The organism is Rhizobium beringeri (assembly GCF_004306515.1).
GTDB lineage: Bacteria > Pseudomonadota > Alphaproteobacteria > Rhizobiales > Rhizobiaceae > Rhizobium > Rhizobium beringeri.
Window position 1 is genome coordinate 261,662 of sequence record NZ_SILG01000001.1, and the last position, 15,578, is coordinate 277,239.

Genomic DNA, 15,578 nt, shown 5'->3' on the forward strand with positions numbered 1-15,578 from the left:
TAGCGCCGCACGCTCGGTGGCCGTGCGGTTGACCGCGAATGGAGACGGTAATGGCGGAAACTCGTTCCTCATCGGAAGACTTGCCCAAGGCGGGCACCGATCAACACCTCGTCTCCAACGTGGCCGCGGGGCACCTGGCGCTGATGCCGACCTGGCTTCCATTGGATGTCGCTTCCGGTCCAAGCTATAATTCCGCCGGCAGCGGTGGCGATGGAATAAGCGAAGGCGTGATCAGCAGCAATTCATTGGCCATCTTCACGCCGTCCAATGCCGCTATTGCAGGACCTCATTCGGGTGCCGACGCTTTCCAAGGCAACGATGCGCTCATCAATCAGCATCCCACCGAAATGGCTGGGATAGGCGGGAATGGTGGAAGCGGCAATGTTGCCATCGGCAGCGGCGATGGCGTCAATCATGCCGGCACCGGCGGCAACGGGCTCTTCTACGGTGGACTGGTCAGCACCGAAGTCGCGCTGTTTGCCCCCGTCAATACCGCCGTGGCTGCAGGCCCTGGCGCGGAGGCTCACGCCGACCAATCGAACAACGCCCTGTTCCTGCAGGGCGCAACCCAGATCGGCGGCATGGGCGGCTCGGGCGGAGACCATAACGTCGCGGGCCATGGCCCGTCGATGAGCCCGGGAACTGCGCTCACATTGACCGGCGACTTTTATGCGGGTCATGGCGGCGATGGATATTTCGTCGGCAGCATGGTCGACGTCAGTATTGCCATCTTCTCACCGATCAACATCGCCGTGGGCGCCGCAGGCGGCTCTGCAGAGGCTCATCAGACAAACAATGTCATTTTCGATCAGGGCACTGTGCAGATCGCAGGCATCGGCGGCAAAGGCGGTGGCTTTAACCTGTCGTCAGATACGATTTTTACCGGCAATCACGCGGGTGGCGGCGGTGGGGACGGATCGTCAACCGGCAGCATGGTCGATGTCAATTTCGGCTATTTCCATCCCATCAACATTGCCGTTCCCGCCGGCGGGACGGCGGACGCCCAGCAGATCGATCATGTTCTCTATGACCAACACGCGCTCCAGTTGGCCGGTATCGCGGGCCACGGCGGAGAGGGGAACCTCACAGACGCCCATTCGGCTCTCGTAAACGACATTCTGGACTTCATGCACAGCTAGCAGATGGACTCCACCTGTAGCAGAGGCTCAACTCCACGAAACCGTTCTTCGTGCGATCTTTCAAGCCATATTGTTTCCGCCGCCCGGCATTCGCCTCCTTGGCCGCCATGGTACTGAACGGCGGGCTCACTGAGATACCGAACCTTCCACCATGACCTCATCAGCATTGCCGCCGATTTCGGCCGCCAGGGGCCCTGACCCTGTCCGGCATCTGGCGGTGCCGGCGCAGTGCTGCCTGAGCGAAACAACTGGTATTAACGCGTCATTAGAGCGCCGTATTACTAATCATAACGGGTAATCAGCGATCTCAGGCTTTTGTTTCTTTTCGCGTTTGTCATTTTGCTGCCGGGTCTGCGACTGTTTTGAATTGAGATATGGAAACAAAGCCCGGCCGATCGGCAGTTCGTTCTATCCAATGACTCTTTCCTAAATGGGTCTGTCGCAGATCGGTTGCATTTACAGTACCTTTGAAAGCTTTGTTGACCCCCTTGCCGTACGTGAATTCGGCGAAGGCTGGAAATTCTGCAGCGACAAGTCGAACCAGCAGGCACTCATGAAAAAGCTCTTCAATGTGCTCTGCAATCCCAGTTATCTATCGATGATATCTTATAGACTATAAGAATTATCATGAGAGATCAGACTATTGATATCTGAAATACACTCACTTTTTCTCATGACATGTAGTGAAAACAGGAATAATATAATCTGCTGTTGCGTTGCAAATATTCTTGGGGAGCACGCAAGTGTCCGATATTGCTGGAACTAGGCGCCGTACGGGGCGCAATGCACCAACTGTGATCATCATTGAGCATTCTACTTTGGCGCGCACCACCGTGGTGAAGCTTCTCGAGCGGGAACTCACCGGGTGGAACGTTATAGATTTGATCTCGACTGAGAGTCTCGATCGAGCTCTTGGATCCGAGGTGCGTTTGATTGTATTAGGTCTGGCCGGCAGAGGTGTTGAGAGCGCCAGCCTGCGTGATGATCTCGCGGCGATTGCTGCACGTTTTCCTGAGGCTCCTGTCACGTTGCTCTCAGGTGCGGATGACGCCATCATAGCCCGTCAGGCGCTCAAGATGGGCATCCGCGGCCTTTTCTCGACTTCACTTCCCATTGACATTGCCCTTGCCGGTCTTCGTCTCGTTCTGGCAGGAGGAACATTTTTCCCGCAGCTATTGGGAGCTGGTACAAACGGCTCAAGCGAGCATAGTCCGGCCAGAAATGAGGCCGAAAAGAGCTTGGATGATAGGACGCAATACTTGGCGATTGCTGAGTTCACTCCCCGGGAAGCGGATGTCCTCGCAGAGCTGCAATGCGGCTGTTCAAATAAGGTAATTGCAGGAAAACTCAATTTGTCGGGGCATACGGTAAAGATGCATTTGCAACACATAATGCGCAAGTTGCAGGCGCAGAACCGCACTGAAGTGGTTGCCCGCTTAATTCAAAGAGCCGCCGGTGGGCCTGACGTCTCGCCGAGTTAGACGGTGTCGGCCAGTACGGGTATCGGCGCTCGTTCGTTTCAACTGGTTTCATATCGTGATGCCTTGATGGGAACCGCGAGTCCGGCCGTCCGTTATCATTTGAGGAACGGAGGACATGGACATGCGCAAGAGAAAAGCCATCGTCGAGGCGGCGCTCGAGTCCGAGTATGAGCGTCAGGCGCTGGGGATCATGAATACGGAGCAAGCTCTGAAGCTTGAGGATTCCGACGGGCTTGTCTTCAGTCATCCGGATAAAGAGGCCGGTGTGACGGATCATTTTGTCGATCAGGATGAGCTGCGCCGATTGGTGCGGCGGTCAACGTCGCCGCTTCCCGTATTGCAATCGCGGGCTCGTACCACACGGTAGTCCTGAACTTCAGGCAATCATGTAGCCGCCGTCCACCGGCATCGATATCCCGTTCACCATCGCAGCCTGATCGGAAAGCAGGAAAAGAACAACCTCGGCGATGTCTGCCGGCTCGGCGAAGCGACCGACGGGAATTCGCTTCATCATCCCTGCGGCTTTCTCGGGATCGCTCCATGCCTTCACCGCCATAGGCGTCAACGTCACCGTTGGGTGGACACCGTTCGCGCGGATGCCGTGAGGCGCAAGCTCCTTGGCCATGACGCGCGTCAAGCCATCCAATCCACCCTTCGACGCACAATAGGCAGCGTGGTCGGGGATGCCGACGAAGGACGCGACCGACGAGACATTGACGATGGCGCCTTTGCGGCCCTCTTTGATTAGCGAACGGGCATACTCCTGGGCGACGATCATCGGAGCGCGCGTGTTGACCGCGACAAGTCGATCGAATGCTTCGACCGTCGTCTCCAGGAACGGCTGGAGCTCGGTCGTGCCGGCGCAGTTGACGAGAAAATCTGCGGGCAGGGCAGCGATGACAGCCTCTCTGGTCGCATCGGCATCGGCGAGATCGACCTGTATTGCCCGGCAGCCGGATTCCTCTCGCAGCGCTTCGACGTCGGCAGCACTCCGGGTCAGGGCCACGACCAGCGCTCCCCGTTCGACGAGCATCCTTACAATTTCGCGTCCAATGCCTTTTCCGGCACCGGTCACGATGACCGTCTTTCCTCTGAAGTCCATGGATCCTTCTCCTAAAGTCTCTGGCCTGTTTCCCGATCGAAGATATGCGCACGCCGCGGATCGATGTGGAAGTACATTGTCCGTCCGGGGTCTACCTCGATGCGCTCGCGGATCAGGGCGTCGATCGGCACGCCTCCCGTGCGGCCGAAGATCAATGTCTCCGAACCCGTGGGCTCGAACACCGATACCTCCACAGGAACGCCTTCCTCGCCGATCGTGATATGCTCCGGTCGGATGCCGTAGGTAACGGCTCTTCCTTCATCCGCATTTGTGTCTGCCATCGGAAGGGTGATGCCCTGGTCGGTGACGACGACCTTCCTGCCGTCGCTTGTGGCTATGCGGCCCTGAAGGAAGTTCATCGATGGGCTGCCGATGAAGCCGGCGACGAAAAGGTTTACCGGGAAGTCGTAGAGATCGAGAGGCTTGCCGATCTGCTCGACCCTGCCGTCGCGCATCACCACGATCTTGTTGGCCATCGTCATGGCCTCGATCTGATCGTGCGTGACGTACACAGTCGTGGTCTTCAGCCGCTGGTGAAGCTCCTTGATTTCGACGCGCATGGTGACGCGAAGCTTGGCGTCCAGGTTCGACAATGGCTCGTCGAACAGGAAGACCTTCGGATCTCGGACGATGGCACGACCCATCGCCACGCGTTGACGCTGTCCGCCCGACAGTTGCTTCGGATAGCGGTCGAGATAACGCGTCAGGTCGAGGATCTCGGCCGCCTTGCCGACCTTCTCGTCGATCTCCGCCTTGGGACGCTTGGCCATCCTCAGCGGAAAGCCCATGTTCTCGGCGACCGTCTTGTGGGGATAGAGCGCGTAGCTCTGGAAGACCATCGCAATGTCACGCTCCTTTGGAGGAGCGTCGGTGACGACACGGCCGCCGATCCGGATGTCACCGCTGCTGACCGTCTCTAGCCCGGCGATCATCCGGAGCAGGGTGGATTTGCCGCAGCCGGATGGACCGACCAGCACGACGAATTCGCCGTCCTCGATGTCGACGCTGACGCCGTGCATGACCTGAAGAGAGCCATATTTCTTGGTGACGTCGCTAACCTGTACGTTTGCCAATGTCGTTCCCCCTAAAGCAGTGCAGCTTGTGACTTGATGTCGTTGACGGAATTCATCATCTCATCCCTTCCAGACGATGTAGGCGCCGAGGACTGCCGAGATCGCCGCCGCGAACCATACCGAAAGCCCGAACGGCTCGATGAACCGCATCCAGAACAGGGAGAGCGCGACCCAGATGACGATCGAGATGAAGAGCCGGTCGAACCAGTTCGTTTCGATCGGCAGAAACCCCGGCTTGCGTTCGTTATTTCCTGATTGAGACGTCATCGTTTCATCCTTTCACGGCGCCGAAGGTCAGGCCGGCGACGATGTGACGCTGCACCACCGAGAAGACGATGAGCGCCGGAACCAATGTCAGCATCGAGATCGCGGCCATGATGCCCCAGGCCGTCCCCGTCGTCGTCACATATTCCGACAAGCCGGTGGTGAGTGTCCGCGCATGGAAGTTGGTGAGCGTCGCCGCCAGCAGATATTCGTTCCACGCAAACACCCAGGTCAGGATCAGCGTCACCGCAAGTCCGGGCCGTGCCAAAGGAAAGATGATATCATAGAGGACGGTCCATGGGCTGGCGCCGTCCATATAGGCCGCCTCGTCCAATTCCTTCGGAATGCCTTCCACGGTCGGGCGCAGCGTCCAGATGGCGAAAGGAAGGTTGAAGGAGCAATAGACCAGGATCATGCCCAGCTTGGAATCGGCAAGCGAGAAGTCGCCGATCCTGTAGACCTGCGTCAGCAGCAGGAAAAGCGGCAGCAGGAAGACCGCTGGCGGCGCCATGCGGTTGGTGATCGTCCAGAAGAAGATGCTTTCCTTGCCGGCGAGGTCGAAGCGCGTCAGGGCGTAGCAGGCAAGAAAGCCGAGCGTGGTGACGAGCAGCGCGTTGCCTGACGAAATGATCAGCGAGTTGAGCATGTATCCGCGCAAGGTCGGATTGGTCAGCACGTCCTGGTAGTTCTTCCAGAAAAAGCTCCGGAGAATGACATCGGGCGTCGAGAACAGGTCGAAGGGCTGTTTCACCGATATGACGAAGAGCCAGTAGATCGGGAAAAGGGTCACGAAGCTTATCAAGGTCCACAGGAGGACCGGAAGCCAGGGATTTTTGGTCTTCATCACTTCAACCTCTCTTCACGCGGGGCGCAATCAAGCCGACGTAGAGCAGCCAGCAGACGACGATAGTGAGGTAGAGGACGATGACGGAGATCGCCGAACCGTAGCCGTAATTCGTCTTGGGAAAGACTTCCCTGAAGATATGGACGCCGATGTAGCGCGTCGATGAGCCCGGACCGCCTCCGGTCAGCATCAGGACTTCGTCGACGGTGCGCAGCGCGTCCATGAGCCTGATGAACACAGTGGCCAGCATGGCCGGGCGGATCAAGGGGAGCGTTATGTGCCAGAAGATCTGGCTCTTGCCGGCGCCGTCGATCTGCGCCTGCTCGAACGGGTCTGATGGAAGCGAGACGAGTGCGGCGATCAGCGAGAGGGTGACGAGCGGCGTCCAGTGCCAGATGTCCATGATGACAGTGACGGTGAAGGCCGCGACGGCGCTCTGGCCAATATTCAGATCGTACCCGAACCAGCTCCTGAGGAGATAGGGAATGATGCCGATGGACGGGGTGGTCATCAGCTTCCAGACTGAGCCGACGATGATGGGGGCCATGATCAGGGGCAGAGTATGGATCGTGCGAAACACCGCTTTTCCGGGAAAGTCCTTGAGCAGCGCCTGGGCGAGGATGTAGCCGAGGACCAGCTCCGACACGACCGCGAAGAAGACGAATGCCAGGGTTATGCCGAGCGATGCCAGGAACTGCGGGTCGAAGACGAGCCGCCGATAGTTCTCGGCCCAGTTGAAGATCATGCCCGGATTGGCCGCGAACGGGTTCCATGAATGGAAAGAGACCCAGAGGACGTAGATGAAAGGAAAGATCCCGAACAGTCCGAGGATCACTATGGTCGGTGACAGCAACAGCCACCCGAGCTTCTGCGAATGCATCGCCTATCCCCCATTGAACACTATGTGGACGTCCGCTCCATCACGGAGCGAAAGATGACGGGTCGTCGGAACGACCCGTCAGTTGGGGAGGATGTTTTATTTGCGATAACCGAGCGAGGTGAGCTCCTCTTCGGCCTTGGCCGCCATCTGGTCGAGGCCTTCATCGGGACCGATCTTGCCGGTCAGGATGTCGTAGAAGATGGGAGCGGTCGCTTCACGCACCTGAGCATGGAAGGGGTAGGGGGGAGCGCCGGCGAAGAGCTTACCCTCGTCCTTCAGCATCGTGTAGAAGCCGCCGAGCTTGACGTCCATCTCCTTCACCTTTGGATCGTCGAACGTCGCCGTGTTGGTGATGCGCGGTGCGGCGATGGCCCAATCGGGCTGCACTTCGTTCTGACCGATGAATTCGAGGAACAGCAGCGACGCTTCCTTGTTCTTGGACGTAACCGGCACGCCGAAGGCACCGCCATCATAGTAGCCGATATAGCCCTTTCCGGCTTTCGCGTCGTCCAGCACGCCCGGCTCGAGCGGCGGCAGAGCGAATCCGACCTGGCCGACCACCTTCGACTGCGCTGGATCGCTTGCGATCCACGCGGCATTCTCACCATAGATCAGTCCCTGGGCGACACGGCCCGCGGCGAAGGTCGTTGCGGTTTCCGTCCAGGTAGACTGCGTCGATTCCGGAGGAGCGATGTCGCGCAGGTGCAGCCAATACTTCAACGCCGCCTTCGCCTTGTCGCTGTTCATCGCGCCGCCATGTTCGACCGTCGCCGCATAGTTGTTCTTGGCGTCGATGCCCCAATTGTAGACGCCGAAGGTCGGCACGATGGACTCGAAGAATTCATACCACGACGCCGGATGGCCTGTATGTGCCTGGGCGGTCGTGCCCCAGAGCTCCATGCCATTGTCCTTGCCGTACTTCGTGAAGAAGTCGGCGATCTCAGTGTATTCCGCGTGTGTGGTCGCCGGCTTCAAGTCCTTGCCGGTTTCCTTCTTGAAGGCTTCCTTGATCTTCGGATCGTCGAAGAGGTCCTTGCGATAGAGATAGGTCTTCAGGAAGGCTTCCATCGGAACGCCGAAGAGATCGCCGCTCGCGTCCTTGAAGTAGTTGGCAAAGCTGGTGAAGTTCGCATCGTCGTAGGTCGGTGCCTTCAGATCCGGCTGGTCTTTCAGCGTCTTCGTGATGTCGACGAGGAAATTCCTGGCGAGATAAGAGTAGATGATGTCCTGCTCGATGTAGACCATGTCATAGATGCCGGTCTTGGCTTCCATGTCCTTGATGGCCTTGTCATACATCTGATCCCAGGACGTCGTCTCGATGTCGACCTTGATGCCGGTCTTCTTTTCGAATTCCGGAGCGAGCACGTTCCTGATGTAGTTCGATGGGGGCGTGCTTTCGGTGACGCCGTGCAGTGTCACGCCCTTGAATTTAGCTCCAGCGTCGGACCAGAAGTCAGCCCAGGCCGGCGACGCGGTAGTGGCGAGGCCGAGCGTCAGCGCAAGCGCGCTAGCCTTCAAAGCATAGTTCATTTTCAATCCTCCCAAATTGCAGCGAGATCATTTCGCCGGTGCATTGTGTAGGCCAAAAAAACTGCCAGCGCAACATTTGTTGTCTAAACATGCAAATCATCGATCTATCCCATTGATTTTTGCAGAAACTAATTTCCGGCAGAGAGTGGAATGCAATGGTGAGAAGCCTAAAATATTGCATCGCAAGGTAATTTTGCAAAGCAGCAAAAAAATTTCAACCAAAATTATTTGTTGTCTTGCCAAACTAAATGGCATAGCACTGTGCGCAGCCAAAGGCATTTTTTGGAGGAAAGGCTATGCGTCGATTGGGTATCCATTCATTTGTATGGACAGGCGGCCAAACGCAGGAAGGGCTGGAGATGGCCCTCAACAAGACGGCTGAACACGGATATCGCACCATCGAATTTGCCTATCTGCGCCCCGAGAAATTCAACCTCGATCGACTGGCAAAGCTTGCGCAGTCGCTTGACGTCGAGATTGGCGTGACGATGGGTCTGCCGCTCGACAAGGACGTATCGAGCGAGGATATGTCTGCGGTATCCGCTGGCAAGCAAACACTGGCCGACGCCGTTCGTGCGGTCCGTGATATCGGCGGCAACAAGCTCGGCGGGATTCTCTATTCCGCGCACACCAAGTACAATCGCCAGCCGACGAAGAAGGGCTGGGACAACAGCGTCGCTGCGATCGCCGCGACCGGCGAAGTCGCCAGGCAGGCGAACGTCGACCTCGTGCTGGAGGTTGTCAACCGGTTCGAGACAAACCTGCTGAATACCGCGGCGCAGGGGCTGAAGTTCATCGCCGAGACCGGATCGGAGCATGTTCGTCTCCACCTCGACACGTTCCATATGAACATCGAGGAAGCCAATCCGGCCGCCGCGATCCGTCTGGCCGGCGACAAGATCGGCTACTTCCACATCGGCGAGAGCAATCGCGGCTATCTTGGCGACGGCGTCATCAACTTCGATCTGATCTTCGACGCCCTGCTCGACATCGACTACAAGCGCGACGTCGTGTTCGAGAGCTTCTCGACGACGGTTGTCGACGAAGGCCTGTCGCTCGCCTGCGCGATCTGGCGCGACACCTGGGAGGATAATGATCCGCTTGCCGCGCACGCGAAGCGCTACATCGAGCTGAAATATGACGAGGCCAAGCGTCGCCGCGCCACAAACGCGCGGCCCTAATTATCCTTCTGACAGCCTGTTCCAGTGGTGTAAGGGTTGGGCCGACTGAAGGGAATTGAAATATGAACGACACCGTCTCCATCGGAAGTTCGCCGCGCAGGATCCGACAGAACAATATCGTCGCCGCCTTGCAGACGATCTACGCCCACCGAAGCCTCAGCCGGGCCGACCTGGCCCGGAAGCTCGGGATGAATCGCTCATCCTCGGGAGAGATCGTCGCCGAACTGACGGAAGGCGGGTTCGTGCAGGAGTCGGACGAGAGCGGCAAGCAGCGCTTGGAGCATTCCCGTGCCGGTCGTCCAGGCATCATGCTCGAACTGGTCCCCGATGCCGCATTCTTCGTTGGAATCGAGATTGGCGTTGAGCATATATCGGCTGCAGTTGTCGATCTCTCCGCCGACGTCCGGGCATGTCGGAAAATAGCGTTTGACACACCGTCTTCGACGGTGGAGGAGGCCGTGGCGCAGGGCGTTGAGCTGATTGTCAGTGCGATGGCGAAAGGGATGATCGGACGATGCAAGGGTCTCGGCATATCGGCGCCGGCCCACATCCGGCCGGACGGAATTGTCACCCTCGCACCCATCATCGGCTGGCGAGACGTGTCGTTGAAGGAGATTGGGCGATCCGCCTTCCCGGCAGCCGTGCCGATCGCGGTTGAAAACGACGCCAATGCTTTCGCGATCGGTGACAGCTATCGTCACGGTGCCGCAGGCGTCACCCTGTTCCTGCTGATGGAAACGGGCGTCGGCGGCGGCATCATGATCGATGGCAAGCTATTCCGTGGCGGCCACGGTCTGGCGGGGGAAATCGGCCACACCCTGGTGCCGGGAAGCGGCGGTCAGAAGTTTGAACAACTGATCGGCCGCGAGGTGCTCATCAGGCAGTATCGCGAGGCTGTTGGCCGTAAGCACGCTGATCTGCAGGAATTCCTCGGCGGCGTTCGTGACCGTGTCCCGGCCGCAGTCAATATCGCCGAAAGCTGGTCGCGCCATCTCGCATATGCATTGCTGCAGGCCTGTCGGCTGCTCGACCCGGACAGGATCGTGCTGGGTGGCTCCGTCGCATCCCTCTACCCGATGGTCGCCGCCCGCGTGGCGGTCCACATGTCGGAGGGCCAGAATATACCTTTCCCCACGCCTGAGATCGTCGTGGACGATGATGCGGAGTTCGGTTCCGCCTTCGGAGCGGCATGCATGTTGCACCAGCGCTTTCTGTCCTTGGAGAGCGAGGAGTTCGGCAGCGAGGACGGTGCGCCGGTCCAATCGGCGACGAGTTGACGACAAGAACTATCGAAAGCAGGATTGCAAATGACTTCAGTACTGGCTCCGGACCAGCTTGGTCCCACGGTTTGCGTAGGGGAGATCCTCGTCGAGATCGTCGCCACGACGGTGGGAGACGGGTTTCTCGAAGCCCAGCCGCTCGTCGGTCCGTTTGCGAGCGGGGCGCCGGCGATCTTCATCTCGCAGTGCGGCCGGCTGGGCGGCAAGGCCGCGATGGTCGGCGCCGTCGGCGATGACGATTTCGGTCGTGTCAATACCGATCGCCTCAAACGCGACGGCGTCGATGTTTCGACGATCTCGATCGATCCGGACTATCCCACGGGAAGCGCCTTTGTCCGCTACCGCAAGGATGGCTCCCGGGATTTCGTCTACAACATCGCCACATCAGCAGCTGCGCGCTTCGGCTGGTCTCAAGCGGTCGGCGTTCTCATCAATCGGAGCGGCCATCTTCACGTGATGGGCTCGGCGCTATCGGTCCCGAGTGCGCGCGCGGTGATCGACAAGGCGGTCGACATCGTCAAGGCACGCGGGGGAACGCTCTCGGTTGATCCTAATATTCGCAAGGAATTGAAGCTGGATGAGGACACCGAACGGCGGTTTTCCAAACTTGTTGCCGCCGCCGATCTGCTTCTGCCGTCGGGAGAGGAGCTTGAGCGTGCCGCAGGTATCGAAGGCGAGGCAGAAGCGATCCGCCGCTTGTTCGAGATGGGCGTCAAGGAGATCGTGCTGAAGCGCGGAGCCGAAGGCGCGACCTTTTTCGGCAGGCAAGGTGACCGCATCGACGCCCCGGCATTTGTCGTTCAAGAGGTCGACCCCACGGGCGCCGGCGACTGCTTCGGCGGTGCCTATCTCACCTGCCGGCGGCTCGGAATGTCTCCGCAGCAAGCTCTGACCTACGGCTCGGCCGCTGGCGCCCGCAACGTGACGGTCCTCGGTCCGATGGAAGGTGCCGGCACTCAGCAAGAACTCGATGCGTTCATCGCTTCAACGGAAAGGCGCCCGTGATGCAGGTGCATCTCAACGAACTGGCCAGGCTGAGGATCGAAGGCCACCCGAGAGGCGTGACCTCCGTATGCTCCGCCCATCCGATCGTGCTGCGCGCCGCGCTCCGACACGGACGGCAACACGAGAGCACCGTCCTGATCGAAGCGACCTGCAACCAGGTCAATCACCTTGGCGGCTACACCGGAATGACGCCAAGCGACTTCGCGTCTCTCGTGATGAAGATCGCGGCGGAGGAGGGGTGCCCCGAAAATCTCATCGTTCTCGGCGGGGATCATCTCGGCCCCAATCCTTGGCGCGACCGCCCGGCGGAAGAGGCGATGGCCGAGGCCGAGAAGATGGTTGCCGCCTATGTCGACGCCGGATTCCGCAAGATTCACCTCGATGCCTCGATGGGCTGCAAGGGTGAGCCGGTGGCGCTCGACGACGAAACCACCGCCCATCGCGCCGCCCGGCTTGCGGCGGTCGCCGAGGCGTCGGCGAAGAAGACCGGCGGCGCAATGCCGGCTTACGTCATCGGCACCGAAGTGCCGCCGCCAGGCGGGGCTGATCATGCCCTCACAACGATCGAGCCGACGGCTGCCGCAGCGGCGCTGAAGACGATCGAAGTCCACCGCCGGATCTTTGCGGAGGCAGGACTCGGCCAAGCGTTTGAACGGGCGATCGGGCTGGTCGTTCAGCCGGGCGTCGAATTCGGCAATCACAATGTGATCCTTTATGATCGCAGCAAGATAGACGCGCTGAAATCGGTGCTCACCGAGGAGCCGCAATTCGTGTTCGAGGCTCACTCGACGGATTATCAGGGGACCCGGCCCTTGACCGCGCTGGTGGAGGACGGCTTTCCCATTCTGAAGGTCGGTCCCGAGCTGACCTTCGTCCTGCGCGAGGCGCTCTACGCGCTGGATGCGATCGCTTCGGACCTCTTGCCCGATTACGGCCAGCGTCCGCTCTATGCGGCGATGGAAGCGCTGATGCTCGATCAGCCCGGCAATTGGAGCCACCACTACCACGGGACGAACGCCGAGATGCGCTGGCTGCGGCACTATTCGCTGTCTGACCGCATCCGCTATTATTGGGCGTCGGCTGTAGCTCAAGATGCCGTCCGGCGCCTGTGCGAGGCCCTTCGAGGGCAAACCGTACCGCTGCCATTGCTTTGGCAGCATTTGCCGGCCGCGCAGGATTTCGCAGATGCACCACTCGATCCGGAACAGGTTTTGATCTGGAGAGCGGCGAAGAGTCTCTCGGACTATCACGCCGCCTGCGGCGTCGGGAAAAATTGACAATCAGGATCAAGACAGGAGGAGAAATCGATGAACGAATTGAATGGGAAGATTGCGGCGGTCACGGGTGCTGCGTCCGGAATAGGACTCGCTTCGACGGAGGCGATGCTCGCCGCAGGCGCAACTGTTGTGCTGGTGGACCGCGATGAGAAGGCCCTTGAGAGAGTTTGCGACCGGCTTGGCGAGCGCGCTATTCCGCTCAAGATCAACTTGCTGGATCCGGGCGAGTGTGCGGGACTGCTCGAGGGTGTCCTGTCGAAGACCGGCAAACTCGACATCCTGCATGCCAATGCAGGCACCTATATCGGCGGCGACCTGATGGAAACCGACCTCGATACCATCGATCGAATGCTCAATCTCAACGTCAATGTCGTCATCAAGAACGTTCGAAATGTCATTCCGCACATGATCGAACGTGGCACCGGCGACATTGTCGTCACCAGCTCCGTCGCCGGACATTCGGCGATTCCGTGGGAACCGGTCTATTCGTCGTCGAAGTGGGCTATGACCTGCTTCGTCCAGACGATGCGACGCCAGCTTCTGAAAAATGGTATTCGTGTGGGGTCGGTTTCTCCGGGACCGGTGATCAGCGCTTTGCTTGCGGATTGGCCGGAGGAAAACCTTCGCAAGGCCAAGGAGGCCGGGGCTTTGATCGAGCCCAAGGAAGTCGCCGACGCGATCATCTTCATGCTGACCCGGCCGCGCAACGTCACCATCCGCGACATCGTGGTGCTCCCAAGCGCCTTTGACATCTGAAGGAGCCGAACATGAGTTACCAGGAGAAATTTCGCCTCGGCGGCGAACGTGCGGTGGTCACGGGCGGAGGGCGTGCGATCGGTCTCTGCTGCACCGAGGCGCTGGCGGAGGCGGGTGCTGCCGTCGTCGTCATCGAACGCAGCGAGGCCGACGCTGAGCAAGCGCTTGCGCTGCGCGACAGAGGCTACGACGTCGAAGTCCGGGTCGGCGACGTCACCGACGCGGCCCGAATGGACGCCATCGCAAGCGAGCTTGCCGATGGCGGCCGGCCGGCGACGATCCTCGTCAACAATGCCGGAATTGGCCAGAGTGGCGTTCCTGCGCAGGATCTCACCGACGCGGATTGGCTGCGCATGATGGACGTCAATCTCAACGGCGTCTTCTGGTGCTCGCGCGCCTTCGGTCGTCCCATGATTTCGATGAAACGGGGCGCCATCGTGAACCTCGGCTCGATGTCGGGGCACATCTGCAACCGGCCCCAGCCTCAGACGGCCTATAACGTCTCCAAGGCGGCAGTCCATCATCTCACGCGTTCGTTGGCCGCCGAGTGGGCACACCACGGCATCAGGGTAAATGCCGTCGCGCCCACCTATATCGAGACACCGATGGTGGTCGCCGTCGAAGCCAATCGCGAGCGTATTCCGCTCTGGCTCGCCGACACGCCGATGGCGAGGATGGGAACGCCGGAAGAGGTTGCAAGCGCCGTCCTCTTCCTTGCGTCGGGCGCCGCTAGCCTGATGACCGGGGCAATCGTCAACGTCGATGCAGGATTCACCTGCTGGTAGTCCTTCCCGGATGAGGTGCGAGCGGCGCCTCGTCCACAGCTGGAAACCGGTATGGAAACGTTACCACATTATCTTGACTCGCATTCCTGCTCCGTTTATCCAGATGTGGAAACGTTGCCATACTGGGAGGAAGCTTGATGAAATCCGCGCGGTTGAACCGACTTTTCGGCGTGTCTGGAAATTGTTTTGACGTTGCTATCGATCACGGCATGTTCAATGAACGGACTTTCCTCGCCGGCATCGAGAACATGAAGACTGCCATCGAGGTGATCGCGCAAGCGGCGCCGGATGCCATTCAGCTGCCGCCGGGGACGGCACCCATGCTGCAGGCTATTCCCGGCAAGCATCGTCCGGCATTGGTGCTGCGCACCGACATCGCCAACATCTATGGCAATCCCCTGCCGTCTCAGCTGTTTTCCGAAATGATCGACAGGGCGGTGGAGCAGGGCGTTGCGTTGGATGCCGCCTGTGTCGTCGTCAATCTCTTGATGCTGCCGGACCAGCCAGAAGTCTACCGCGCCTGCGTGCGCAATGTGAACAGCCTGAAGCGCGAATGCGAGATCTACGGCATGCCGCTGATGGTCGAGCCGCTCGTCATGCAGGACAATTCCAAGGGCGCCTACATGGTCGATGGCGCGATCGACAAGATCCTGCCGCTGGTGCGCCAGGCGGCCGAACTCGGCGCTGATATCATCAAGGCCGACCCGTGCGACAATGTCGAGGAATATCATCGCGTGGTCGAAATCGCCCAAGGCCTGCCGGTGCTCGTGCGCGGCGGCGGCCGCGTTTCGGATCAGGAAATCCTGATCCGCACCAAGCAGTTGATGGAGCAGGGCGCCCGTGGCATCGTCTATGGCCGCAACGTCATCCAGCATCACAATCCCGGCGGCATGACGCGGGCCTTGATGGCGATCGTCCATGACAAGGCTTCCGTCGAGCAAGCCTCGCTGCATATTGGCTGACGCGCGTCTGGGAGGACAT

General features: G+C 59.5%; 16 protein-coding genes. 10 read left to right on the forward strand and 6 right to left on the reverse strand.

Annotated elements, in window-relative coordinates:
• Nucleotides 1-50: 50 nt before the first annotated feature.
• The 3 genes from ELH03_RS01410 to ELH03_RS01425 all read left to right on the forward strand — a co-directional run bounded on the left by ELH03_RS01410 (nt 51) and on the right by ELH03_RS01425 (nt 2,987).
• A complete protein-coding gene (locus tag ELH03_RS01410; RefSeq protein WP_128401917.1) occupies nt 51-1,139 on the forward strand; it encodes a hypothetical protein in 1,089 nt (362 codons plus the stop codon).
• A 716-nt stretch (nt 1,140-1,855) separates the two neighbouring features.
• The gene (locus ELH03_RS01420) at nt 1,856-2,620 is read left to right on the forward strand and encodes a LuxR family transcriptional regulator (RefSeq protein WP_128401916.1); all 765 of its coding nucleotides are present in this window, start codon (nt 1,856-1,858) and stop codon (nt 2,618-2,620) included.
• 115 nt (nt 2,621-2,735) lie between these two features.
• A complete protein-coding gene (locus ELH03_RS01425) occupies nt 2,736-2,987 on the forward strand; it encodes a hypothetical protein (protein WP_197729972.1) in 252 nt (83 codons plus the stop codon).
• A gap of 9 nt (nt 2,988-2,996) precedes the next feature.
• On the opposite strand, the gene ELH03_RS01430 is transcribed toward ELH03_RS01425, so the two are convergent.
• The 6 genes from ELH03_RS01430 to ELH03_RS01455 all read right to left on the reverse strand — a co-directional run bounded on the left by ELH03_RS01430 (nt 2,997) and on the right by ELH03_RS01455 (nt 8,313).
• On the reverse strand, nt 2,997-3,722 hold the full coding sequence (locus tag ELH03_RS01430; protein ID WP_128412209.1) for an SDR family oxidoreductase: 726 nt from the start codon (nt 3,720-3,722) through the stop codon (nt 2,997-2,999).
• Nucleotides 3,723-3,733: 11 nt separating this feature from the next.
• A complete protein-coding gene (locus ELH03_RS01435; RefSeq protein ID WP_128401914.1) occupies nt 3,734-4,795 on the reverse strand; it encodes an ABC transporter ATP-binding protein in 1,062 nt (353 codons plus the stop codon).
• A gap of 60 nt (nt 4,796-4,855) precedes the next feature.
• Nucleotides 4,856-5,062 (reverse strand): DUF2160 family membrane protein, encoded by a 207-nt coding sequence (locus ELH03_RS01440; RefSeq protein ID WP_027686047.1) that lies wholly within the window; start codon nt 5,060-5,062, stop codon nt 4,856-4,858.
• Nucleotides 5,063-5,066: 4 nt separating this feature from the next.
• Nucleotides 5,067-5,903 carry a carbohydrate ABC transporter permease gene (locus tag ELH03_RS01445; protein ID WP_018447077.1) on the reverse strand — a complete coding sequence of 279 codons (837 nt, stop codon included), beginning with the start codon at nt 5,901-5,903 and terminating at the stop codon, nt 5,067-5,069.
• A gap of 4 nt (nt 5,904-5,907) precedes the next feature.
• Nucleotides 5,908-6,783: a carbohydrate ABC transporter permease gene (locus tag ELH03_RS01450; protein WP_017966968.1), complete on the reverse strand. Its 876-nt coding sequence runs from the start codon at nt 6,781-6,783 to the stop codon at nt 5,908-5,910.
• Between the two features lie 96 nt (nt 6,784-6,879).
• A complete protein-coding gene (locus tag ELH03_RS01455) occupies nt 6,880-8,313 on the reverse strand; it encodes an extracellular solute-binding protein (RefSeq protein ID WP_128401913.1) in 1,434 nt (477 codons plus the stop codon).
• Nucleotides 8,314-8,609: 296 nt separating this feature from the next.
• On the opposite strand from ELH03_RS01455, the gene ELH03_RS01460 reads away from it, so the two are divergent.
• From ELH03_RS01460 to ELH03_RS01490, 7 genes are all read left to right on the forward strand, one after another.
• Nucleotides 8,610-9,494, forward strand: a complete 885-nt coding sequence (locus ELH03_RS01460) for a sugar phosphate isomerase/epimerase family protein (protein ID WP_112905926.1) — start codon at nt 8,610-8,612, stop codon at nt 9,492-9,494.
• A gap of 62 nt (nt 9,495-9,556) precedes the next feature.
• Complete coding sequence (locus tag ELH03_RS01465; protein WP_128401912.1) at nt 9,557-10,771, forward strand: ROK family transcriptional regulator; 1,215 nt, start codon at nt 9,557-9,559, stop codon at nt 10,769-10,771.
• Nucleotides 10,772-10,801: 30 nt separating this feature from the next.
• Nucleotides 10,802-11,779, forward strand: a complete 978-nt coding sequence (locus ELH03_RS01470) for a tagatose kinase (protein ID WP_128401911.1) — start codon at nt 10,802-10,804, stop codon at nt 11,777-11,779.
• Nucleotides 11,779-13,056 carry a D-tagatose-bisphosphate aldolase, class II, non-catalytic subunit gene (locus ELH03_RS01475; protein WP_130766699.1) on the forward strand — a complete coding sequence of 426 codons (1,278 nt, stop codon included), beginning with the start codon at nt 11,779-11,781 and terminating at the stop codon, nt 13,054-13,056. Before ELH03_RS01470 ends, ELH03_RS01475 begins: the two co-directional genes overlap by 1 nt.
• A gap of 30 nt (nt 13,057-13,086) precedes the next feature.
• A complete protein-coding gene (locus ELH03_RS01480) occupies nt 13,087-13,812 on the forward strand; it encodes an SDR family oxidoreductase (RefSeq protein ID WP_128401910.1) in 726 nt (241 codons plus the stop codon).
• An 11-nt stretch (nt 13,813-13,823) separates the two neighbouring features.
• The gene (locus tag ELH03_RS01485; protein ID WP_128401909.1) at nt 13,824-14,597 is read left to right on the forward strand and encodes an SDR family NAD(P)-dependent oxidoreductase; all 774 of its coding nucleotides are present in this window, start codon (nt 13,824-13,826) and stop codon (nt 14,595-14,597) included.
• A gap of 137 nt (nt 14,598-14,734) precedes the next feature.
• On the forward strand, nt 14,735-15,559 hold the full coding sequence (locus ELH03_RS01490; protein WP_018072509.1) for a class I fructose-bisphosphate aldolase: 825 nt from the start codon (nt 14,735-14,737) through the stop codon (nt 15,557-15,559).
• Nucleotides 15,560-15,578: the final 19 nt, after the last annotated feature.